Genomic DNA, 23367 nt, shown 5'->3' with positions numbered 1-23367 from the left:
CCTCCTTTTCTAAATTCGTTTTTGTAACTCGTATAAAATATTTAACGCTTCACGGGGAGTAGTGTCGAGTAAATCGATTTTTTTCAACGTATCAATCACACCCAACTCTTCTGTGGAAACTTCTTGGAACAATGAAATTTGTTCAACTTCTTCTGCAACTTGGCTAGGCTGTGCTTTTGTTCCATCTTGTTTTTCCAAATGTTGTAAAATCGTTGCCGCGCGCTCTAATAAATCCGTCGGTAAGCCGGCAATTTTAGCGACGTGTATGCCGTAACTCTTATCGGCAGCGCCTTCCATCATTTTATGCAAGAAGACCACTTCACCGTCTTTTTCCACTGCTCCAACATGAATATTGCGTAATTGTGGTAAGACTTCATCTAAAACCGTCAATTCGTGGTAATGGGTAGAAAAGAGCGTTTTGGCTTTAACAACCTTATGAATGTATTCAATAATTGCTTGCGCTAACGCCATACCATCATAAGTTGCAGTCCCGCGACCTAATTCATCAAATAAAATTAGACTATTATTAGTTGCATGACGAAGGGCCTGATTGGCTTCCATCATCTCCACCATAAAGGTACTTTGACCGGCAATTAAATCATCGCTGGCACCAATTCGGGTAAAAATCCGATCAAAAACGGGTAAATTAGCACTTTCAGCCGGCACAAAACTTCCCATTTGTGCCATAATCACCGTCAGTGCTAACTGGCGCATATACGTACTTTTCCCCGACATATTTGGTCCAGTTATTAATAGGATCAGCGTTTCTTGATCCATTGTAATCGAATTGGGAATATATTCTTGATGCCCCAAAACTTTTTCCACCACGGGATGACGACCTTCTTTAATCGTTAACTCATGTTGATTGTTTAGCTGCGGACGAACATATTGATAACGTTCTGCAATGGTCGCAAAACTTTGTAAAACGTCAACTTCACTTAAGGCTTTGGCTAATTTTTGCAGGCGCGTAATCGCTTGTTTAATTTCTTCTCGCACAGCTAAAAAGAGCTGATATTCCAAATCAACAGATTTTTCTTCGGCTTCTAAAATTTGTGTTTCCAGCTTTTTCAACTCTGGGGTAATAAAACGTTCTGCATTTGCCAGCGTTTGTTTGCGCTCATAGCGGCCTTCAGCTAAATTGCCCAAATTCGCTTTTGTAATCTCAATATAGTAACCAAAAACGCGATTAAATCCTACTTTTAAATTTTTAATGCCAGTAGCTTCCCGTTCACTTGCTTCTAGTTTCGCTAACCATTGTTTCCCATTGCGCATCGCCAAACGGTATTGATCCAATTGGTCATTAAAACCGTCTTTTATAACATTACCTTCTGTAATCGCTAATGGCGCCTCTTCATTAATCGCTTGTTCAATTAACGTAACCAAATCATCCAAAGGCTCTAAATCCAGTAGTAGATCATTCCAAGCGCCAGTATTAATGCCGTTTAGCAGTGTGCGAATTTGTGGTACTTGAACCAATGAAGTTTTTAACTGTAATAAATCGCGGCCATTTACGTTGCCAAAAGCTACTCGTCCAGCTAAGCGTTCCAGATCATATACTTTAGTTAAATTCTCTTGTAAATCAGCACGTTCAAAATAACTATCTAAGAGAGATTGCACCATTTCTTGACGAGCAAAGATTTGTTTTTTCTGAATTAAAGGACGATCTAACCATTGTTTTAACAAACGTCCCCCCATTGCCGTTTTCGTTTCATCTAACAACCACAATAACGTTCCTTGTTTTTTACCCGTCCGAATCGATTGGGCTAATTCTAAATTAAATTTAGAATAGTAATCCATCTTAAGATAGTGATCAGGCTGATACTCTTGCGCTTTTTGAATGTGAGCCAAACTGCGTTTTTGCGTCTCTGCTAAGTAACACAGCAGTTTACCAGTTACTTCTTTTTCAATGGTTTCAGTTAGTTCACTTGTTAAAAATTGAAATTCCGCATTTTCTTTCATTTCCATTTGACTGGAGAAAACCAAGTTAAGTCGTTTCTTTAAAGTCTGTTGCAAATCTGATGAAATCTCACTCGTAAATACAATTTCTTTTGTTTGAAGCGCACTCGCTTCATTTAAAACTGCTTCTTCATCTGGTAAAGTGGTCGCCTTTAGTTCTCCTGTACTTAAGTCCACATAGGCAAAACCATACTGATTATCGTTAAAACTTAAGGCAGTCAAAAAATTATTATCTTTTGCCGCTAGTCCTTTGGCATCCATGACAGTTCCGGGAGTAACCAGTTGCACAACTTCGCGTTTTACCATACCTTTAGCAGTTTTAGGATCTTCCACTTGTTCACAAATCGCCACTTTATAACCTTGTTCAATTAACGTGTCAATATAGCCTTGAGCTGCGTGATAAGGAACACCACACATGGGAATGGGATCATCGGCGTTACGATTGCGACTAGTTAATGTCAACTCTAAAATTTGAGCAGCTTTAATCGCGTCATCGTAAAACATTTCATAAAAATCCCCTAGACGATAAAATAAAAAAGCATCTTGATAATTGGCTTTTATCTTTAAATATTGTTCCATCATCGGTGTATTTTTGGTCTTTTGAGGCATTAAAGCTCCTCCTTCAATTCGCCTTTTTTACTGTAATTTATTTATGATTGTCTACTTTTTAAAAGGATTACGCACGCACTAAGCAAAATTTACTTAGAGCATTTATTCAATCTCTTTATCAGCCAGTTTATCTATTGCCTGATTAACATTTTGGGAAATGTTATCAGTCAAAAAGTGCAACAAATCATTTGCTAGTATCAACTTTTCCCGATAAGCAATGACTAAAGGATGATTTTCATATTCCTTTTGATAATGCTCAGCTTTTATAAGAGCCATTTTTTCGGCTTCAGGTTTGCCATAGTGAGCAAATTGAACAGCTTCTTGTTGCGCTGCTTTTATTTTTTCTTCCAAATCTTGCAAGCGAGAATTATTCGCCACTTTTCGCGCAATTTGGCGATAATCTTTTACAATCTCATTTTCTGCTAGAGCTTTAGTTAGTTCATTTAACCCAGCAGTTATTTTAGGTTCAAATTTTTCCATCTGTTCTTCCTATTCATAAAAAGGACGATCTGCTGAAATTTGAATCGTCTCAATTTTTTTAGCATGCCCAGTTTTTTCATCAATTTCAATCACACAAGCCGACAAAATACTACGGCCTTCTTCTACAACTTCAAAACGTTGGGGTAATGCAGTTAAAAAACGTTCAATAACCCCTTCTTTTTTCATACCTAAGATACCATCGTACGGTCCTGTCATGCCCACATCACTTAAAAAGGCAGTACCTTTTGGTAAGATGCGCCCATCATTTGTTTGTACATGTGTATGGGTACCAACAACTGCGGAAACTTTGCCATCTAAATACCAGCCTAATGCTTGTTTTTCACTGGTGGTTTCACCATGAAAATCGACAAAAATATACGGTGTCCGTTTTCTGGCTTCTGCTACTAACGCATCGGCCTTTGTAAAAGGATCATCAATTGCAGTCATAAAAGCTCTGGCTTGTAAATTAATGACAGCCAGTTCGATTTCATTTACCTTAACAAAAACCATCCCTACTCCTGGTGCTTTTTGGGGGAAATTAGCTGGCCGAATCATCTTTTTAGCATCCCCGATGAATTCAAAAATATCACGATTATCCCAAGTGTGATTGCCCAATGTCACCACATCAACACCATCTTGCAAAAATTTCTTATAGATTTTGCCAGTAATTCCACGCCCACCAGCCGCATTTTCACCATTAGCAATGGTAACTTGAGGACGATACTTTTTCTTTAACTTTGGTAAATATTCTGTAATCGTTTTTTGCCCTAATGAACCCACAACATCTCCAATAAACAATACCCGCACAAATTTTCCTCTTCTCTTAAATGTCTTGCTCTATTATAGTGGTTTTTTTAAAGAAAAAAAAGTGTTCCTTATTTTAACAAAATAGTGCTTTATCTTCTCTTTTATCCCAAAACAAAAACGCGCTTTACCTTTTGAGGCAAAACGCGTTTTTTTATGTTTAAAAAGAAAGTGGCCGTTGGTCATTTTCGTGTATAATTTCGCGAAAATCAGCTAACCCTAAAGCCAGACCTCGTATCAAAATTTCAGCCGTTCCAATGTTAGTAGCTAGGGGGATTTCGTAAACATCACTCAACCGGATTAAAGCTGTCACATCTGGTTCATGGGGTTGTGCTGCTAAAGGATCGCGCAAGAATATTACCATATCCAAATCGTCTGCGGCTAACATCGCGCCGATTTGTTGGTCGCCTCCTAAAGGCCCAGATTTATATCGATGCACCTTTAAACCAGTAGCTTCAGCAATTCTCTGACCGGTTGTGCCGGTGGCATATAATTCATGTTGCGCGAGAATTTCTTTGTAGGCAGTTGTCATTTGCACCATCAAATCTTTTTTGCGATCGTGAGCAATTAAAGCAATTTTCATCTTTAGCACCTCCTAATTAAATCAACGCAAATTCTTTCAACGCGTGAAAGATTCCATCTTCATCATTTGAAGCTGTCACAAAATTAGCCACATCTTTAACATCTGCAGTTGCATTTCCCATTGCCACACCTACACCAGCTGCGGCTAACATTTCTTTATCATTTTGACCATCACCAAACGTAATAATGTCACTGCGGTCAATGCCAAGTGTTTCACCTAAGTGGATAATAGTGGCAGCTTTCGAGCCATTTTCAGGAATTACATCCACACATTTTTCATGCCAGCGCACAAAACGCAAAGCAGGATATTTTTCATCAAAAAAGCCTTCATAACTATCATCGTAATAAGCTAATGCTTGATAAATTTCTTGTTGGTTTTTGAAATTTACATCTTGTTTTGGCACATGAGAACCAAAAGAGCGCATTGCTTCATCCATTCTAGGTACATCAAAATCGCTATGACGGCGCATAGCATCCATGCCAATAAAAGCCGTATCGATCTTTAATTGATCCATTTCCGCCACAAAAGCAGTCAATTGCTCTTGGTCTAATAAATGTTTATAGACTTGTTTATGATCCAAAAAGGCAGCTGATCCATTACAGACAATGTAGTTGTGAAAATTTAATTCGGTTAAAACAGGTTGGGCCAGAAACCGGCTCCGTCCAGTCGCTACCATGACTAAATGGCCGTTATTTCGCAATCTTTCCAATGCTTTTTTCGTACTAGCCAACGCTTCTTTTTGACTATTCAACAATGTTCCATCAATATCAAAGGCAATTAATTTTCGTTTCATTTTTTACTCGCTTTCTTTAGATGCTTACTGCCTTCTCTCACAGCAAGCCGACTTAAATTATTTTGGGCAATAAAATTTGTGACATAGACTGGATTTGTTTTAATATACTCCCGCAACGCCCAGCCAATCGCTTTTTGAATAAAAAATTCAGGCGTCTGTTGATCAAATAAAATCGCCTGCTCTAACAAAGACAAGTCCGTCTTTATTTTACTTTGCAATTGTAACGTAATACTAATTCGTCTTAACCAAAAATCCTCAGCTTGGTAAAACCAGCTAAAGACTTCCGTTAAACTTTCCGGATAAGCTTTAATATAATCATTAAAGCCCTTACGCCACGCATCAATGCTATCCCACCATTCTTTGGTAGCGACTAATGGTACATATTCTGCCAACTCTTCTAAATTGAGGCGTAGAACATTTTGATTAAATAAATCAATGGCTAAATATTGATATTCTCGTGCCTCTAACTGGTAATAATAAAAAATCTCAGTTTGTAATTTAGCCACTGACCATGTAAGACTTTCTTTTAGCAACTCTTTTTCCGCTTTTGCTCGTAGTGGTTTTTGAACACCCAAAAAAAGAAACTTATTTTTCATATATTTTGCCATTGGCGTAGCTTTGATTGGGTCAGGGTCAAAAGATAATCGTGACATAAAATCTCCTTACGAAAAATTATAGCGTTTTCCAATCGTTCAAAACTAATTGTAAAAGTAATCTTTAAAACAAGCAAGACTTCTCCTTTTTAAACTCCGCTTAGAAAATAAAAAAGCGACTATAACAACAAGCGGTGGGTAAAATCTTTTAACGATTTACCACTACTTATTGTTATAGCCGTTAAATATTAGTCAACATAAATAGATTTAGAATTATTTAACCATGCAAAGCCTAAGCCCATAACCAGACCGCCCCCAATGTAGTTCCCGATTAAGGCGCAAATAAGGTTGTGTAAAACGGCTCCGGCTGTCATTCCTTCAATGGCACCACCAGAAGCAAAATAAGCTAATGAAAAAGCCGGGAAGTTTGCAATAACGTGTTCATATCCTAAAAAGGCAAAGATAAAAATAATGAAGATAATCGCTGCTACTTTACCAGCATCGTCTTTCATGCGCATGCTGATTAAAACGGCTGTATTCACGACAATATTGGCAAACATTGCTTCGATCAAAATTTGCACGGTTGATTTTTCCAATTTACCTGTAATTGAAGTAAAAAAGAAGTTATCAGGTTCTAGCCCTTGGAATGGTCCTGTTTGTGCGATTAAAAAGCCTACCACTAAACCACCAATTAAATTAAATAAAATACAAGAAAATAAAATCTTCGTAGCCAAGCCAAAATTCAAACGTTTACGATAAACACCAACTGTCATATATAGCATATTTGAAGTACCTAATTCCGCATTCAAATACAAAATCATCACAAGTGACCAACTGAACATGAAGGCATATAACATCTTACCCAAACCTGGCACAATATGCTCGCCTTTCATAGCGATTGCAAATGCCACTGCTGTTCCCAAACCTAAAAACAAACAAGCTAAAATTGCACGGACCGCATACCGGAAGTAACTGCCTTGAATTAAATCAACTTTCTTTTCAATCGATGTGTCAATTTTTGAAAATAATGGTGATACAGGATTCATCTCTTTTCTCCTCTACTTTAAATGAATAATTATAAATACCCACTTATTTTATAGAGGCAAAGTGATTTTGTAAAGTTATTTCGGTAAATTTCTGAAAAAGCCCGCAACAAAATTACACGACTGTCATTCTCTTTAATCTTTTTTTCAAATTGGCTTCTTTTTTGTCATCAAAATGACTGTTTTTACTAAGAAAAGCAATCCTATTAAAAATTTGTGCTATTTCATTGTACTAAGAGAGATAGTAATGCGAAACTACCAGATAAATAACCGTTGTATTTTTATTAACTTCTTTTTTTGACTACTTTTGCAATTTTGGTTCATAAGACAATTTCTCTTGACTACAAGTAGACAATTATCGTACAATAAGCTTTGTGTAAAATAATGCAGCAGAAAAATAATAGCTCGTCACCAGTTCATCGCTGGCTTGCCCAGTTCAATTGTGTAACCGCGGCTGCAAAGGTGAAGATTGAAGGATGAACTGTACGAATATGAATTTTTCATCGGATTATTTTACTCCAAAAAACAATTTATTTTATTGGAGGAATTTTTAAATGTCACGTTATACTGGACCATCATGGAAATTATCACGTCGTTTAGGCATCTCATTGTCTGGAACTGGTAAAGAATTAGCTCGTCGTCCTTTCCCACCAGGTCAACACGGCCCTAACAGCCGCGGTAAAAAATCTGAATACGGCTTGCAATTAACTGAAAAACAAAAACTACGTCACATGTACGGCATGAACGAACGTCAATTCCGTAACTTATTCGTTAAAGCTGGCCGGATCAAAGAAGGTAAACTTGGTGTTAACTTCATGATCTTGTTAGAACAACGTTTGGATAATGTCGTTTACCGCCTAGGTTTGGCTACTACTCGTCGTCAAGCACGTCAATTAGTAAACCACGGCCACATCACAGTTGACGGCAAACGCGTTGACATCCCTTCATACCACGTTGAAGTTGGTCAAGTGATCGGTGTTCGCGAAAAATCTCAAAACAACGTAGCAATCCGCGCTGCTTTAGAAACAACAATCGGACGTCCTGCTTTCGTTAGCTTTGACGATGAAAAATTAGAAGGTTCATTAACTCGTTTACCAGAACGTGAAGAAATGACACCTGATGTTGACGAATCATTCGTCGTTGAATTCTACAACCAATTAATGTAAGAATTTCACTTTTACCACGTCTTTTGCGACGTGGTATTTTTTTTTATTTAACTGTACGTTTTAAAACATAACATTGAGCTCCCCCACCTCCTTGTCATTGCCTCGTTGCTCTTACAAGTATTAGGATACGAAACTTTTGCTATATAAATTCTTTAGTATTGAATTTAAAGCTATATCTTTCCACAAAAAAAGACAGTCGCTTTCCTGCGAACTGCCTCACTCTCAGCTAACTAAAACTAGCCTAAATTCCCATAATAATATAATTGCCACTGTCCTTGATCTACTCTTTTTAAATACCAACACCAGTCTCTGTAATAAGTATTGGGGCGTAAATTTTCATACCCATTCGGTCCGACATAAAGCGTGCTGGTTAACAATAAATATTCAGTCTTAGCTGACACATTATTTTCCGTTTTTAAGCGGGCATACTTTTGCAAATCTGTTTTAAACTCCAATGTATCTAATCGACAGTTTTTAAAGACAGATGGAAAACCACTTTTCACAACAGCTGCCGCAGCGGCAATTTCAGTTGGTGAAAAACGCGGAGATTGCTCAAAACTTTCTTTGACATCATCTGATTTCCCCGCTGGTTTGTAAAACGAAAGTAGTAAAACTACTAACGCCACTATACCAACAATAAAAATCAACTGCTTTTTCAATCGCTTCATAATTTCGTTACCCTTTCTTTTTTCTTCCTTTTTGTATCATACGCTATTTTTTAATTTTAGGGGAGAACAAAAAAAGAACTTTACTTTTCGTTAACCAAGAAATATAATTTGGTTAACCATTTGCAAATGAAGTTAACGAAAGTGAGTGAAAAAAATGCGTATTTCTTTACGAGAACAACTATTAGCTGCAATCTTTGCCGGGATTATCGCGATTTTATCCCAAGTTACTATTCCGTTAGGCTTAATCCCTTTAACTTTACAAACTTTTATCATTGGTTTAACGGTCACTATCTTAGGAAGTAAGACAGGCACTTGGGCGATTACGATCTATTTACTCTTAGGCTTAATTGGCATACCTGTTTTCGCCGGTGGCAGCGCGGGTTTCGGTGTATTATTTGGACCAACCGGTGGCTTTTTAATTGGCTTCATATTTAACGGCTTAGTCACAGGCAGTATTTTAGATAATACTAAAAAAAATTACTTCTGGGCTGTGATCGCCAATATTGTTGGCGCGCTGGTGACGCTAGCTTTTGGGACTGCCTGGTTAAAATTTGGTACGGGAATGGAATTTATTGCAGCTCTTAAAACCGGCTTTATTCCTTTTATTATTCCAGGTATCATAAAAGCAGTTGCTTGTAGCCTCTTAGGTATTTTTCTTTTACACCGCTTGCCGCAACGCTATTTTGCACCAATTAAATAAACAAAATTGAAATGAACCTTTCTAACACTCAACGAGTAGCTCGATATATAAAAGTTATTTTTTTGATGACAAAAAAAAACGCCGTGATAATTATCACGGCCGTTTTTTATTTTACAGCGTCTTTTAATTGTTTACCAGGTTTGAAAGCTGGTGTAACGGATGCTGGAATTTCGATTTCTTCACCAGTTTGTGGATTGCGACCTTTACGGGCAGCACGTTTACGTGTTTCAAAAGTACCAAAGCCCATGATTTGAACACTGTCTTCTGCTTTAAGCGTTGTTTCAACAGTTTCAATAATGGCAGCCAATACAGCAGTAGCATCTTTTTTAGTAACCCCTGATTTTTCAGCCACAGCTGAAATTAAATCTGCTTTGTTCATTAATAATTCCTCCTACTCGGAATAAAATAATTAGGATGTTAAACAATCCTTGTCTTTTATTCTAGCAAAGTGCCTGTTATGGCGCAATAGAAAACACTTTCTATGATTACTATTAAAATAATTGTAATACTTTTAATGTTTATGTAACAGCATTTTTCCTGAAATTTTCACAAGTGTTATCATTTGTTTTTTTAAATAAAATCTGTTTTTATAGTAATGTTTGAGTTTTTTGCTTTATTTTTCTTGCACTTATTTTAAACTCAAGCAAAAATTTTAGGAGGTTTTTTATTTGGATTATTCACTAATGACACGCCTAGCAGCCGAATTTGTCGGAACAGCTTTTTTAATTATGCTAGGTAACGGCGCGGTAGCAAACGTCGATTTGAAAGGTACAAAAGGCTATGGTAGTGATTGGATGTTAATTGCTGTCGGTTATGGTTGTGGGGTTATGATTCCTGCGATGATGTTTGGTTCAATCAGTGGTAACCACATTAACCCTGCTTTTTCAATTGGTTTAGCGGTTGCTGGCATGTTCCCTTGGAGCGAAGTTTTACCTTATATTGTAGCGCAAATGCTAGGTGCCATTGTGGGTCAATTAATTGTCGTAGCGTGTTACAAACCTTACTATGACCAAACAGAAGATACAAACCATGTCTTAGGAACATTTTCAACAATTAACAGTGTCGGTTCAAAATTAAATGGTTTTGTTAATGAATTTTTCGGTTCTTTCATTTTGTTCTTTGGTGCCATCGGAATTACCAAAGCACCTTTTTTCCAAGATAACTTGGGTACAGCTCACTTTGCATTAGGTTTTCTAGTTTGGACGTTAGTTGCATCTTTAGGTGGACCAACTGGACCTGGTTTAAATCCTGCTCGTGACTTGGGGCCAAGAATTTTACACAGTATTTTACCTTTAAAATATAAAGGCTCTTCTCAATGGGATTACGCCTGGGTACCTGTTTTAGCTCCAATTTTAGCAAGTATTGTCGCTATCTTACTTTATAAAGGTTTATTCTTATAAAAAAACTTTAGTATAAAAGTGATGACAAACGTTTTTTAGACGTTTGCCATCACTTTTTTTAATAATCAATAATGGTGAGTGCTTGTTCAAACTCACTTTTTAAATGTTGTTTTTGATATTCCTTAAACTGAGCTTCATGGGTTTTTAAAACCCCTCTTAATTTCATCGGATTATACTCTTCTACTAATTTATTTTCCAAAACGAAATTTCGCGTTAATTGCCATTCAAAAAAATAACCAAAAGGATGACAACTATACCAGGTCCCATGAATCTTTTGATCGTTAAAACGACGATGAGTATGGCCGAAGACTACCTGTTTAATATTGTCATACTGATCTAACAGCTCACCCAATGCCGCCGAACCTAAAAAGGCGTTTAATTCATTCCAACGTTTCAATTTGGGTTCAGTCTGATAAACAATAAATTCTTTTTTGGGGACAAAATGCGTGGCTAAAATCACTTGTTTGCCCTCTTTTTGTAATGCATCCAATAAAATTTTTAAACGCCGCCGTAATTGCAAATCAACATTTGGATCACTGTCGTTTCTTTTAATGACACGATCATACCAATACAATTGTTTAACGGCTTTTATTTTTTCTTCATCCTCCAAAGTAGAAAAGCGATAATCATACCAACCGTTATATCCGACTAAAACAGTCGTATGATTTAGTGCCAATGCTTTTTGATTTAAAAAAGCCGGATTAGGATAATCTTCAATCTGCTCTGGGGCAAGATCAGCCATTTCATGATTTCCCCAATTAAAGGTAGTCGGAAAATATTGTTCAAAATACGCGACAATCGCCAATGCTCGTTCAACTTTATTAGCTAAATCTCCCGCAAAATGCAGGCGATCAACTTTTTTTTCTTGTAAAACGGTGACGAGTTGGGCAAGATCTTCAGTCGTAAAACGATTAATATCGGCATGAAGATCACTAACAACCGCTAATTTTCCCACTATTACCACCTGCAATCACTTTATCAATCCGTAAAACGGGAATATTAGTCGCTAAAATACCACTCTTGCCTTTTAATTGCAGTGTATGCATCGCTTTATTTTCTACTAATTGCGTTTCATCTTCTAAATAACGCGCCGAACTTTTTTTCATTTTAATTGGACCTAACGCCGTTACTAACGTTTCATCATAAACTTCTAACCCTTTTACAGGATAATCTGCTGGTGTTAGTAAGATGCGAAAACTCAAATCCAATCGACAACTAAGCCCTGTATTTGCAAATGGGCCATCACCGTCTTCAAAGTCCAAATAAATTAAATCTCCTGCTTGCATCTTGTTGCGGATATATTCTACTACATCTGTTTCAATTGAAAGTTTCATTTGATCATTTCCTTTCAAATACTGCTTTTAAATTACCACCTAAAAATATTGTTACCTTCTACATAATACGTCTTTGCCAATCAGACGCAGTAATCATGTAAAAAGCTTCATCAATAAGTTGCCCTTTCCATAAACGACTACTTTTGATTTCGGTAATTTTTTTCATCCCGATTTTTTCCATCACTCGTCCAGATTTACCATTTTCTAAATTATGATACGCCCCAATGGAAACTAGCTTCATTTGATCAAAACCTAAAACGAGGAGTGCAAAAGCCGCTTCTGGCATTAGTCCTTGCCCCCAATAAGCTTTGTTTAAAGTATAGCCGAGTTCTCCGCGACCATAATTAGACTCCACGCGTAAATCAATGGTTCCAATCATTTTGCCACTCTTTTTTTCTTCAATGGCATACTTACCTAAAGGCTCAGCCATAAAATAATTGGCAATTGCAAATTTACTATCCTCTAAACTGCGATGCTGTAAAAAAACAAATCTTGTGGTCTCTTCATCACTGGCATATTCATACATATCTTGTGCGTCTGAAATTTGAACAGGCCGTAAGCGCAAACGTGTAGTCTCTAAAATCGTATTTTCCGCAAATGTGAGGGGAATATTAACCATTTCTTCCATTTTAACACCTCGCTAATTTTTGATTTCTGCTCCGCGTAAGTACATTTTTTCAATCGTTGTTTCCTGCCACTTTACTGGATTAGTAGTAAATAAATCTTGTGAAAGTACAATAATATCTGCACTTTGGCCGACTGAAAGCGTAGCTGTCTTGTCTGTTTTCACCATTTTAGCCGCTGCTTTTGTATAAAGTTGTAAAGCTGCAAGCAGATCAATTGCTTCTTTATGATTTAAATCTTCCCCATTGGCACCAATGCGCGTGACTGCTGCGGTAAGACTGGCAAAAACATCATCTGGTTTAATCCAAGCTGTCGCCGGTGCATCCGAAGATAAAGCTGTTGTCACACCACTTTTTAATAACGAAGCCAGCGGATAGCATTCTTTTAATCGTTTTTCCTCTAAATTTTTCTGATATGCCGCATATTCAGCATAGAGGAAAATAATTTGGGTGACAAAAGCAAAGTTCATTTTGGCTGCCGCAAATTCTTTTAACAGCTTATCACTCAATAAAGTAGCATGTTCAATTCGAATGGAAGGACGATCTGTTAACCACGGTGCCAAATCACCATAAGTATCTAAAATCAGTTGAATTGACGCATCTCCCATCGCATGAATCGCAATTTGACAATCATTCTTTTTAGCAAATTCATAGGCAAATTTTAAATCTTCAACTGTATTGATAGCAAAACCGGTACCCTCTGAGTTTTTATAAGGCTTTTTAACTCGTGCCGTTTGATTGGAGATTGTCCCATCCATAAATAATTTAATGCCTGCTGCATGAACCTGAGGATGACTAGGTTGCGGTAGTGTGGTTAATTGCAGGCGTTTAATTTCATCAATTGAATAATACAAATAGACCTCTTGAGCTAGACCACGACGGGCAGCTTCTGAATAAATTTCACCATAATCGTAAGGGGACATTAAACTAATCATATCGCTAATAACCCCAATACCACGGGCGCGATAGTGCGTTGTTAACTTCATGGTCTTTTTCACGACGTTTTCAAAAGTATCTTTTTCCTTAACGGCTTTAATTAACTTGGTGGCGCCATTTTCTATCATTACACCATTTGGATCACCATTTTTAAAATGGCCAATCATCCCACCAAAAGGATCTGGCGTTTCTTTTGTAATCCCAGCTAATTTTAACGCCACTGAATTAACCACACAAGAATGACAATCCGAGCGTAAAACATACACCGGCTGCGTTTTTGATACTTGATCTAAATCATCAATTGTCGGGGTGCGTCCTTCGGCAAGTTTTGATTCATCATACCCCCAACCTTCAATCCATGCATCTTTTTTGCCTACTTGAGGTGATTTTTTTAAAGCAGTAATCATCTCTTTAATACTGGCAACATTTGGTGGTGTACAAGCTACACTTCCAATTGTTTCAGCAATCCACAGAGGATGCGTATGAATATCCCAAAAACTTGGCAGCGTTAAACGGCCTTTTAAATCAACCACTTCATCGGCATTGCGTAAACGTGCCCCTTGGCTATCTCCTAGCCAACTCACTTTATCATCGGTTATTTCCATTGCTGAGAAAAATTTGTCACCAGTAAAAATTTTGCCGTTTACTAAAATCCGTTTCACAAAAATCCCTTCTTCGTCCCTTTTTCTTTTTATTATAGTACAGAAATAAAAGAAAAGCTGAAGGAAACTCGCTCAGCTCTCAAGCAATAAGATAGAATTTTAATAAATTGTTTTTCAAATTTCTTCAAATTATAGTTTATTGCCGCAGAGAGCTAGTTCGTGAAGCTAGACACCTAGAAAAGCTGAAGCAAAATCGTTTAGCTCTTTACCAATAAGATAGAATTTTAATAAATTGTTTTTTTATTGTAGCTCTTTAGAATCGCTTACTAATAGAAATCAGTTAATTTCTTTGTTAGCAAAAAAACACATCCACTAAAAAAGCAGACGTGTTTTTAAATCATCTTACTATTTTGAACGCTCCATTTGCCGCGCCATAAAAAATTTCAACCCGACTGGTAAAAGGACCACAACTAAAACAAAAGCGACAATTTGACCTAGCGAAAGATTGTCGATATATGTACTAACCAATAAAAATAAAATAATTAGTGGCAACAAGAGCTTCTCTTTTGGATTTTCCACAACAGCACTGTCCTCCTTAGCTAAGTTTTCACTTTATCCACTCAACAGTAAATATTATACCTCTTTCATTTTCAGAAAAAAAGCTAGTTTTTATTAAAACAACTGCACCAGTAATTATGCAAGCATTTTCTTACCTTTTCTTACAAACATGCTATAATTAATTTATTAGAATTATTGGGGGCGACGAGATGACAGATGAATTACAACAGCATTTAGATAAAGGCCGCTATGGTACGCCATTAGTTAATCCTGATGAACAGCACAAATATATGGGAACGTTTCGCGAACGTTGTTATTTAAGTATGACGATTGCTCAAATGAAAAGTTCTACTGACAAAGAAAGCTTTTTAACGGAGCTAAAAAAACATGAAGATGCGACAATTCTTTTAAACGGTCAAATGCCAGAAAGTTTGCAAAGCGAATACATTCAATTAGCGACTAAAAATCATGCAAAATTTACTGTGGTAAATGATTTTGTCGACGCCAATCCAGATAGTTTTGGCTTACTTTTAGTCGCCAAAGAAGCCGTTAATGAGCCTGTAATTGATGTAGAAAAGAAATATCCCGAAGAAAAAAAAGCACCAGAGAAAAAGGATGCAGAAAAAAAGCACGGTTTCTTTGATCGCTTTTTCCATTAAAAAGCTAAATTCAAGCTACTATTTGCTACTAATCTGAGGAGGAAATGCGATGATACAACCAGAATACACCGCTTTAAAGACAGAATTACTCGAAGCTTTAGATACTCACATTGATATTTTAAAAGATGCTTCTTACATTCAAGTCGATCATTTAGACGGAATTATGTTTATGATGCGTAGTTTTGGCTTCATGCTGGACCGCGCACCGAAAGTTTTAGCTTGCGATGATAAAGAGGAAATGAATTATTTAATGTTTCAATATTATAGTCTGCTAACTGAATTAAAATATAATCTAACCTTAAATTTCCCTTATGCCAAGATTAATAACAAAAATTTGCTAGAAATCGTCGATGCCTTCCCGACCACTTACGAAAAGGAAATGAAAGCCTGGTGGGAAAATACCACTGGTTTAAAAGTGGAAGAAACGAAGCAAACAATTGAAATTAAAAGTTTTGAATACTAAGAATTATAAAGATTAAAACCTTTAGGAAATTTACTATAAACATTATTTATTCGCAAAAAAAGGTTGTGAAAAAAGTGACCAGCTTCAAGAAATAAGATGAAGTTCCCGAAAATTGTTTTTCAAATTTTTAGAAATTCCGGCTTATTTTCGAAGAAACTGCTTCTGTCACACCGTTCATTCGAAAATAAAAGGTTGTGACAGAAACTACTTCTGTCACAACCTTTTTAATTATGTTTAGTTGATTTCAGGATATAAAAATTTTAAAACTTCCATAGTTAGACGGCGACTTTTTCCGCTAAAAGGATACACATGCATGTGCATGGCTGGATTAAAGTTGGCTTCAATAATCCCATAGGCGTTTGGTGAAGTTGCTGGTTGCAATTTATCGGGAATAATTAAATCAATCCCCGAAATTTTCGCACCTAAAGCCGTTACAGCTTTGGCGGCTACTTCTTTATAATCTTGTGAGAATTCATCGGTTACATCAATTGAATCGCCACCGGTACTAACGTTAGAGTTTTCTCTTAAATAAACAATTACCCCTTCAGCTGGAACACTTGTCGTGACATAACCTTGCTCTTTTAACATCAACTTTTCAATTTCACCTAATTGAATCAGCTCTAATGGTGCGCGGTGGTGACTTCCTCGCAATGGATCTTCATTTTTTGCTGCGACTAACTCTGCAATTGTATGGCGACCATCCCCGACCACATTTGCCGGCACTCGTAACAAAATAGCTTTAACCGATCCATCTAAAACAAAGAAACGATATTCAGTTCCTGCCATGAATTCTTCCACCAAAACAGCAGAATCTTCTGCAAAAGCAATTGCTAATGCCTCTTTAAAATCAGCTAAACTAGCACCATGTTTAAAAATAGAAATTCCTAAACCATAGTTAGTCGATTTGGGTTTGACTACAAAACCACTGTCCGCAAATTTAGGATAAGCCAAAACCGCAGTCTCCATGTCCGCAAATTCTGATCCTTGTGGAACGCGAAAACCTGCATTTGCCAACACTTTTTTGGTAACTGTCTTATTTGCCATCATTAAAGGCACAACATAGCTGTCTTTACTGGTCATATTGGCATTTTTCACATATTCTGTGCGACCGGCAAAACGCAGTTGTAAAAATTGATCTTCTTCATCTAATACCGTGACCTGAACACCTTTTTGAATGGCATCAAACATTAAAATTTGCGTGGATAACTCCATTTTGGTAAATCCGGCTAATTGATAAGGTTTTTGCCAAGCTTGCGCTTGATTTTCTTTTGCTACTGTCTTAGCCCAAGTCGTCATATCTTCTTTTGTGACCGCATATAATCGTGCAGCTAGTGTTTGGTTTGGATCTTCAAAAGCCTGTTGAGCAAAATCAAAGAAATCTTCTGCTAGTGGCAGTTTTAAGTTTTTAACCAGTTCTTTTAATCCTGCTACTAAATCCATGCCCTCTTCAACAAAATCTGTCACCCGATCTGGTCTTTCTAAAGCGACAAAATTATTAATGGCATCGCCTTTTGCTACCCAATCATCGGCAGCTTCAGTTTCTGGTAAATAAAGCATGTATAACATAAAGGCATGTAAAAATTCAATTTGTTTTTCATCGATACCAAAAGGTGCAAAAGGATTCAAATCAATATTACGTAATTCAATATAACGAATACCAGTTTTTGCTAGATCTGCTACTTTTTGCCCACCTCTTAAACGTACTGGTGCATAAAATTCTTTTTCTTCTGAGAGTTTACCAACTTCCACCATCCGCGCAATATCTGCAAGGTATTGTCCTAGACTTTCATAAGAAACTTGTACATCATCGTGATTGGTATAACCAAACCGGCTGTTGCGAATACTACGTACGGGTTCTTTAGGTGCAATATCTGCAACAAAATAATTTTCATTACTTGTCGGTGTTGCCCCAAATAAGTAGGTTAAAAACCAGCGATAGCGCAAATAATTGCGGGTCACTTTCAAGTAGACCGCTGTTTTGAAATCCGTAAAATCAGGATATTGCTCTTGGACTGCAAATAAGTTTTGTAAAAACTCTGTCCCAAATTCAAAATTGAAATGGATTCCACTGACCATTTGTTTTCTTTTACCATAAGTTTTGGCTAAATAACGCCGATACAAAACATCTTCAAAAGTATCTAATTTTGCAATCACGATCTCTTCATCTTTTAACGGTAAAACCGGTGGCATACTTAACGGCCACATCATTTCTTCTTTTGGTAAAGAACGATACGCCACATCGTGAATAGCAGCCAGCCACCGCATCAATTCTTGTGGCGAGTTTGCAACTGGCGTCACTAATTCCAGTTGGGTTTCTGCAAAATCTGTTTGAATATAAGGATGGTAAGCGCGGTTGCCTAAAATTTTGGGATGATCGGTTTTGGCCAATTGACCATTAGCAGTAATACGTTGACTTTCTTTTTCTACGCCATAACGCGCTTGCCAAAGATAAGGTTGGAGCGCCTTTTCATGTAATAATTGTTTCATCGTTTTCATATGCGACTTCCTTTTAGTTAGTTTCATGCTCATTATATGGGAAAGCGGGCATAAAAAAAATGGAATTGCTCAAAGTTAAGGAAAATCCCATTTTAGCTTAACTTTTTAACATTTCCATTTGTTTTTTCACTTTTATAAAAAAGTAAGATGACACCCGAGTTAAATGTATCCCTTTTCATTTTTTAACAGGCTCCTTTTGATATGCAGCTAAGGAGTAGCCTGTTAAAGCAGCGGGTAATCCTAGCAGTAAAAAAAGACCCCAACCCTGCAATTTGTAAAAATACGCCAGTAAAAAACCAACCAACGTTAATCCAAAATAATACTGAATTTTCCCCATTTTTACTCCTTTCTTACACATTTTATAGCGGTGTTGTCCCCGTTAATACAATTAATACCCAATAAGCAACTAAACCTAAAACAATAGCAAGAATAACTTGTAGTATCTTCCCGATTATTTTTCTTTGTTCCATGATGCTTCCTCCGTTTTTCAAACCACCACCAAAGCAAAAAAACTCAACAACCAAATAAATAACAGCGAAATTTTTAAACCAATTCAAAAACCGCTCTTCAAAAAAACTGCAAATAATTTAAAAATTAATTTTAGAAGCTAAAAAGACTTATACTATAAGAATAGTATAAAACAGATACCTCATTTACTAAAAATGCGAATTCCTATTTTAGCGATTTTAAAATAACAGCTTTTTATAAAAAAGGACCTGTAACCACCACTTTACCAATCATATGGCCTGCTTCTACCAAAGCCGTTGCTTTTTTTAAATTGGTCGCATTAATGCCTCCGGTAATAGTTTGCGTCAACGTAGTCTGAATTTCACCCTCATCCACCAACTGCGCTACATGAGCTAAAATTTTCCCTTGGCTAGCAATATCTGTCTGAAAATCTGTTTTTGTGAACATATACTCCCAATCAAAACTAACCGATAAATTTTTCCACGCAACTAATGGCAAGTCTTCTTTTATCGCTACAATTGTCCCTACATGCCCGAGTGGGGCGATTAAGGTGCTGATGGCATCAAAATAAGGTGTAATCGCATAAAGAACCGCGATGTAATCAAATTTTTTTACTCCACTTGCGGCCAAATTTTTTTTCAAATTGCCATGATAGTCAATGGGAAAATCGACTTTATTATAGCGTAGCCATTCAAAATTATGCGGACTACTGGTACCATAAACCGTCAAGCCTGCCCAATGTGCCAGTTGACTCATGACAGAACCCACACCGCCACCGCTGTTGATTATGAGGATATTTTTCCCTTCATTTGCGTCCTTTTTAGCAATTAAACCAAATTTTTCAAATAATAATTCATAAGCGGTTAATGTTGTTAGAGGCATCGCTGCTGCTTGGGCATCGGTCAATGTTTTGGGAGCTAAAGCACAAATTCGTCGGTCAACGAGTTGCAACTCTTGATTACTCCCAGCTCGTTTAGTCGTCCCAGCGTAATAAACTCTGTCTCCAATTTGAACATCATGAACATTAGCACCAGTTGCTATTACTTCACCCACAGCATCAAAACCTAAAATTTGCGGTTGCTTGGTTTTTTGGGCCGTTTGTCGCAATTTGGTATCCACTGGATTTACCGAAACACCTTTAACTGCAACTAATAAATCATTGGATAAAGGCTGAGGACGTGACACCTCGACATCTTGAAAACTATTGGGATCACTTAGGGGTAACCCTTCATAAAAACCCACTGCCGCAATTTTTCCCGTCATCTTTTCTCATCCTTTCCAAAAAAATCACTTTTTATCTATTACTTAAAATTAGTGTAACAAATATTCGTTTTTTAGACATTTTTTTAACCTTCATAAATCCCCTTTCAAAAAAAGTTAAAGGAAATGTTAAAATTAAAGAAATTATGTAACCAATTGGTAAAAGAAACGTTTTTAAAGTGAAGGGGTGAAAAAGATGAAGCCAGAACTGGCTATTTTATATGAACAATATGCTAAAGAATGCTGGCTTTATGCTTTTAGTCTAACCAAAGATGCTGCTTTAGCCGAAGATTTAGTGAGTGAAGCTTTTTATCAATTGGTTAAGTCATTAGACAGTTTAACCAAAGATATGGTGAAGTTTTGGCTCTTGCGGGTAATTAAAAATCGTTATCTAGACGAACAACGTCACAAAAAGAGGTGGCAAATGACCTCTTTTGAACAGGAAAGACCACAAGTAATTTCAAATTCTGAAACTTCACCTTTGGAGCAACTTTTACATAACGAAAAAAAGAACAGGCTCTATCAGGCTCTTTATCTACTTTCTGATTCACAACGAGAACTACTCTATCTATTTTACTTTTTAGATTGGTCGACAAAAGAGATTGCCGCTTTTACCAATTTATCACTGGGACAAGTAAAAACAAAAATGTATCGCAGCCGGCAAAAATTAAAGGAGATTTTACAAGATGAAACCACAAAATTTTGATTTTGAGAAAATACAAAAAAATATTAAGAAAAAAAATCAGCGAAAAAATTTACTTATTGTCGTGATAACTGTTCTTTTAACGCTCTGCTTATTTTGGTCAGTACCTAAAGTTTTAAACCAATTCTTTTATAATCCTGCTGGTAAAAATGCGTATTTAGCTAATAATCAGTATCTTTTTACGCGGCAAATTTACAACGAACTAACTTTACCTAGTTATACGATGACTGACTTGACAATAGATCAAACTGGCATTGGTAGCTATCAAATTAAAGAAACTTATAGTCCAAAATATAGTAATGAGGTCGTAGGTTTTCAAGGCTTAGAAATAACGCGGAATAAACGCCACTATGATAATAATTTCTATCCCATCTCACCTATTTTCAGCCAAGAATTAGCAACAAAAAAAACAGCCTCTGCAGATAATAATCTAGCCAAAAGTAATTTATTGGAAAACATCAAAGCTTTACCAAAAAGTACTTATGTGACCGTCGATCTTGCCTTTAAAGAAGATAAAAGTATCCCTGAGTATTCAGAGTGGCTAAATGAGACTACTACTGGCGCAGACACATTATGGCAAGCTGTTCGGCCACCACAAAATGCAATTACTGCAAATAAAACGCCAACGGTAGTGGGTTATGCTCCTACTGGCAGTTTTTCGGGCATTAGTGTGACAGTTACTAATGAAAAAAAATTAAATGAAGATTTTCCCCTCTTAATTGGCTATTTAGCTAATGATAAACAAAATAACTGGCCAGAAGAAAAAAGACAAACGACTCACTTTAAATCACTGCTTAACTACCTTATTGAAAATGAAGATTTTCTAGCTCAAGATGCTCATTTACTGCAAAAAACAACACTACAAAACATCTTACAAGCGGTGGAAAAAAAAGGTATTAAGATTTACGGTGTAACTTTACGCTTACCAGCTTTTGAACTAGAAAAAATCTTACAAAATGAAGTGATAAAAACTGCTTATATTACGCAATTAGATGTCTTTCCTCTTACTAGCCAAAGCGCGCAACTACCAGGATTTCACTATCCGGCCGAAAAATAAAAAAACACCCAAAGCCACCACAGTTTGTAGACTATATTGTCCTTAACTGTTTTGGTGATTTGGGTGTTTTTTTTATCTAAGCTACTAGTGCGTTTCATCCCATCTTTTTAGTAATAATGTTTCTAGCGTTACTGGCTCACCTCACAATTACAAGCAGTAGCGCAGGGCGCTAAGATTTGTTGTGCGATTGTTTTTAATTCACTAAATTACATTTTGCTACTTCTTTATAAAGTTCCGGCATACAATTCAAGACCTGAGCATTAGCACTGCTAAAAAATAAAGCTAATTGCTACACAAAATTTTTTCCAACGCTTTACCTTTGGCTAATTCATCAACTAATTTATCTAAATAGCGAATTTTTTGCATTAAAGGGTCTTCAATTTCTTCTACACGTACACCACAAACTACGCCCTTAATTGAATTTGCCGCAGGATTTAGTTGGGGCGCATTAGCAAAAAAAGTGGCAAAATCGGTTTTATTTTCAATTTCAGTTACTAATTGCTCATAAGTAAAGCCAGTTAACCACATAATTACTTCATCTACTTCAGTTTTTGTTCGGCCCTTTTTTTCTGCCTTATTGATATATAAAGGATAGACCTTGGCAAATGGCATTTTGAAAATACGTTCTGACATTTTTTCCTCCTATTTCACTACTGTGTAGCTATCGATCGTATTGCCTTTATCATCTTTTAAAACAAGCCAGCTATTGGTACCGGCAAAATATAAGAAATTCCCCAACTCATTGACACTTTTAAACACAATATCTTCTAGCGTCACAAAGTCTTTGATCTTATCTGCATGCTCGTCTCTTAATTGATTGGCAAAACGAACCGCAAAACCTACGCTACCATCTTTATTTAAAGGTGCCTCCGCTTTTAAAACTGCGCCTTTTAATAACACCAGTTCATTGCGTTTACGCCAAATAGCCGCCCCCTTAGCTCCATTGTGATCAATATGAAATGTAATCTCACTTACTTTTTTATTCCAACGATGTTGCGCTTTTGCAGGTTTCTTTTTCACTTTTTCCATCGGATAACCTAAGAAACTAAACACTGTAAAAAGATCGCTTTGAAATGCGGCTAAATTATCATATTGATTGCTGGGAATTTTTTCAGTCGGGTTTTTGGTCGTCACTTTTAATCCATTATCTTCCCACGCATTTAGTAGCTGTTGTAATAAAAGGACCGGCTCCATTTCCCAAGGCACTTCAATCACAATCGTATCGTGGCTATCAGACTGCTCACCTTCAAGTTCTGCAGTCTTAATTTGTCTATCTGCTGTTGTTAAATAAATACCGCGGTCTACTTTTTTCAAAAGTTTTGTTGCTGGCACAAAATACAAATGACTTTGCCATTGTTCCCAATTAATTTCGGTTAGCTCATCGGTAAGTGTTAAAGTAAAATTCAAGTTCAT

At 36.7% G+C, this 23367-nt stretch carries 26 protein-coding genes; 7 read left to right on the top strand and 19 right to left on the bottom strand.

Features of this window, described 5'->3' with window-relative positions; translation table 11 throughout:
• Nucleotides 1–9: 9 nt before the first annotated feature.
• The 7 genes from mutS to RU96_RS04220 form a co-directional block, all read right to left on the bottom strand.
• On the bottom strand, nt 10–2565 hold the full coding sequence (gene mutS / locus RU96_RS04250) for a DNA mismatch repair protein MutS (RefSeq protein ID WP_071864294.1): 2556 nt from the start codon (nt 2563–2565) through the stop codon (nt 10–12).
• A 102-nt stretch (nt 2566–2667) separates the two neighbouring features.
• The gene (locus RU96_RS04245) at nt 2668–3045 is read right to left on the bottom strand and encodes a YlbF family regulator (RefSeq protein WP_071864293.1); all 378 of its coding nucleotides are present in this window, start codon (nt 3043–3045) and stop codon (nt 2668–2670) included.
• 9 nt (nt 3046–3054) lie between these two features.
• Nucleotides 3055–3852 (bottom strand): TIGR00282 family metallophosphoesterase, encoded by a 798-nt coding sequence (locus tag RU96_RS04240; RefSeq protein ID WP_071864292.1) that lies wholly within the window; start codon nt 3850–3852, stop codon nt 3055–3057.
• A gap of 157 nt (nt 3853–4009) precedes the next feature.
• Nucleotides 4010–4432, bottom strand: a complete 423-nt coding sequence (gene mgsA / locus RU96_RS04235) for a methylglyoxal synthase (protein WP_071864291.1) — start codon at nt 4430–4432, stop codon at nt 4010–4012.
• Between the two features lie 16 nt (nt 4433–4448).
• Nucleotides 4449–5225 carry a Cof-type HAD-IIB family hydrolase gene (locus RU96_RS04230; protein ID WP_071864290.1) on the bottom strand — a complete coding sequence of 259 codons (777 nt, stop codon included), beginning with the start codon at nt 5223–5225 and terminating at the stop codon, nt 4449–4451.
• A complete protein-coding gene (locus tag RU96_RS04225; protein ID WP_071864289.1) occupies nt 5222–5878 on the bottom strand; it encodes a DNA alkylation repair protein in 657 nt (218 codons plus the stop codon). The genes RU96_RS04230 and RU96_RS04225 overlap by 4 nt, the downstream gene beginning before the upstream one ends.
• Nucleotides 5879–6066: 188 nt before the next feature.
• Nucleotides 6067–6864, bottom strand: a complete 798-nt coding sequence (locus RU96_RS04220; RefSeq protein WP_071864288.1) for a formate/nitrite transporter family protein — start codon at nt 6862–6864, stop codon at nt 6067–6069.
• Nucleotides 6865–7415: 551 nt separating this feature from the next.
• Between RU96_RS04220 and rpsD the strand changes: the two genes are divergently transcribed.
• Complete coding sequence (gene rpsD / locus RU96_RS04215; protein ID WP_071864287.1) at nt 7416–8027, top strand: 30S ribosomal protein S4; 612 nt, start codon at nt 7416–7418, stop codon at nt 8025–8027.
• Between the two features lie 236 nt (nt 8028–8263).
• Here the strand turns inward: rpsD and RU96_RS04210 are convergent, their stop codons facing one another.
• Complete coding sequence (locus RU96_RS04210) at nt 8264–8695, bottom strand: hypothetical protein (RefSeq protein ID WP_071864286.1); 432 nt, start codon at nt 8693–8695, stop codon at nt 8264–8266.
• Between the two features lie 154 nt (nt 8696–8849).
• Here RU96_RS04210 and RU96_RS04205 point away from each other — a divergent pair, with 154 nt between their 5' ends.
• Nucleotides 8850–9395 (top strand): biotin transporter BioY, encoded by a 546-nt coding sequence (locus RU96_RS04205; RefSeq protein WP_071864285.1) that lies wholly within the window; start codon nt 8850–8852, stop codon nt 9393–9395.
• A 106-nt stretch (nt 9396–9501) separates the two neighbouring features.
• On the opposite strand, the gene RU96_RS04200 is transcribed toward RU96_RS04205, so the two are convergent.
• Nucleotides 9502–9774, bottom strand: a complete 273-nt coding sequence (locus tag RU96_RS04200) for an HU family DNA-binding protein (RefSeq protein ID WP_071864284.1) — start codon at nt 9772–9774, stop codon at nt 9502–9504.
• Between the two features lie 289 nt (nt 9775–10063).
• On the opposite strand from RU96_RS04200, the gene RU96_RS04195 reads away from it, so the two are divergent.
• Entirely contained in the window at nt 10064–10795 is a 732-nt protein-coding gene (locus tag RU96_RS04195) for an MIP/aquaporin family protein (RefSeq protein ID WP_071864283.1), read from the top strand.
• A 58-nt stretch (nt 10796–10853) separates the two neighbouring features.
• On the opposite strand, the gene RU96_RS04190 is transcribed toward RU96_RS04195, so the two are convergent.
• The 5 genes from RU96_RS04190 to RU96_RS13020 all read right to left on the bottom strand — a co-directional run bounded on the left by RU96_RS04190 (nt 10854) and on the right by RU96_RS13020 (nt 14869).
• Complete coding sequence (locus RU96_RS04190; RefSeq protein WP_071864282.1) at nt 10854–11750, bottom strand: metallophosphoesterase; 897 nt, start codon at nt 11748–11750, stop codon at nt 10854–10856.
• Nucleotides 11728–12129 carry an iron-sulfur cluster biosynthesis family protein gene (locus RU96_RS04185; RefSeq protein WP_071864281.1) on the bottom strand — a complete coding sequence of 134 codons (402 nt, stop codon included), beginning with the start codon at nt 12127–12129 and terminating at the stop codon, nt 11728–11730. The genes RU96_RS04190 and RU96_RS04185 overlap by 23 nt, the downstream gene beginning before the upstream one ends.
• Before the next feature lie 58 nt (nt 12130–12187).
• Complete coding sequence (locus RU96_RS04180; RefSeq protein ID WP_071864280.1) at nt 12188–12757, bottom strand: GNAT family N-acetyltransferase; 570 nt, start codon at nt 12755–12757, stop codon at nt 12188–12190.
• A 12-nt stretch (nt 12758–12769) separates the two neighbouring features.
• Entirely contained in the window at nt 12770–14350 is a 1581-nt protein-coding gene (locus tag RU96_RS04175) for an amidohydrolase (RefSeq protein ID WP_071864279.1), read from the bottom strand.
• Nucleotides 14351–14695: 345 nt separating this feature from the next.
• On the bottom strand, nt 14696–14869 hold the full coding sequence (locus RU96_RS13020; RefSeq protein WP_169818342.1) for a hypothetical protein: 174 nt from the start codon (nt 14867–14869) through the stop codon (nt 14696–14698).
• 188 nt (nt 14870–15057) lie between these two features.
• Here RU96_RS13020 and RU96_RS04170 point away from each other — a divergent pair, with 188 nt between their 5' ends.
• Nucleotides 15058–15507: a YueI family protein gene (locus tag RU96_RS04170; protein WP_071864278.1), complete on the top strand. Its 450-nt coding sequence runs from the start codon at nt 15058–15060 to the stop codon at nt 15505–15507.
• Nucleotides 15508–15556: 49 nt separating this feature from the next.
• A complete protein-coding gene (locus RU96_RS04165; protein ID WP_071864277.1) occupies nt 15557–15970 on the top strand; it encodes a hypothetical protein in 414 nt (137 codons plus the stop codon).
• Between the two features lie 234 nt (nt 15971–16204).
• On the opposite strand, the gene gshAB is transcribed toward RU96_RS04165, so the two are convergent.
• From gshAB to RU96_RS04150, 3 genes are all read right to left on the bottom strand, one after another.
• Nucleotides 16205–18466, bottom strand: a complete 2262-nt coding sequence (gene gshAB, locus RU96_RS04160) for a bifunctional glutamate--cysteine ligase GshA/glutathione synthetase GshB (RefSeq protein WP_071864276.1) — start codon at nt 18464–18466, stop codon at nt 16205–16207.
• Between the two features lie 175 nt (nt 18467–18641).
• Nucleotides 18642–18803: a hypothetical protein gene (locus tag RU96_RS13015; RefSeq protein WP_169818341.1), complete on the bottom strand. Its 162-nt coding sequence runs from the start codon at nt 18801–18803 to the stop codon at nt 18642–18644.
• A gap of 365 nt (nt 18804–19168) precedes the next feature.
• Nucleotides 19169–20197, bottom strand: coding sequence for a zinc-binding alcohol dehydrogenase family protein (locus RU96_RS04150; RefSeq protein WP_071864274.1), 1029 nt, complete (start codon nt 20195–20197; stop codon nt 19169–19171).
• 193 nt (nt 20198–20390) lie between these two features.
• Here RU96_RS04150 and RU96_RS04145 point away from each other — a divergent pair, with 193 nt between their 5' ends.
• Both RU96_RS04145 and RU96_RS04140 read left to right on the top strand, forming a co-directional pair.
• On the top strand, nt 20391–20900 hold the full coding sequence (locus RU96_RS04145; protein ID WP_071864273.1) for an RNA polymerase sigma factor: 510 nt from the start codon (nt 20391–20393) through the stop codon (nt 20898–20900).
• Nucleotides 20881–21954 (top strand): anti sigma factor C-terminal domain-containing protein, encoded by a 1074-nt coding sequence (locus RU96_RS04140; protein WP_071864272.1) that lies wholly within the window; start codon nt 20881–20883, stop codon nt 21952–21954. Before RU96_RS04145 ends, RU96_RS04140 begins: the two co-directional genes overlap by 20 nt.
• Before the next feature lie 282 nt (nt 21955–22236).
• On the opposite strand, the gene RU96_RS04135 is transcribed toward RU96_RS04140, so the two are convergent.
• Nucleotides 22237–22587: a DUF2200 domain-containing protein gene (locus RU96_RS04135; RefSeq protein ID WP_071864271.1), complete on the bottom strand. Its 351-nt coding sequence runs from the start codon at nt 22585–22587 to the stop codon at nt 22237–22239.
• Between the two features lie 9 nt (nt 22588–22596).
• The gene (locus RU96_RS04130) at nt 22597–23367 is read right to left on the bottom strand and encodes a hypothetical protein (protein ID WP_071864270.1); all 771 of its coding nucleotides are present in this window, start codon (nt 23365–23367) and stop codon (nt 22597–22599) included.

Origin of the sequence: Enterococcus canintestini (assembly GCF_001885735.1) — a bacterium.
Taxonomy (GTDB): Bacteria; Bacillota; Bacilli; order Lactobacillales; family Enterococcaceae; genus Enterococcus_C; species Enterococcus_C canintestini.
The sequence above is the reverse complement of the archived record's forward strand: the minus strand, read 5'-3'. Positions and strand labels throughout refer to the sequence as shown.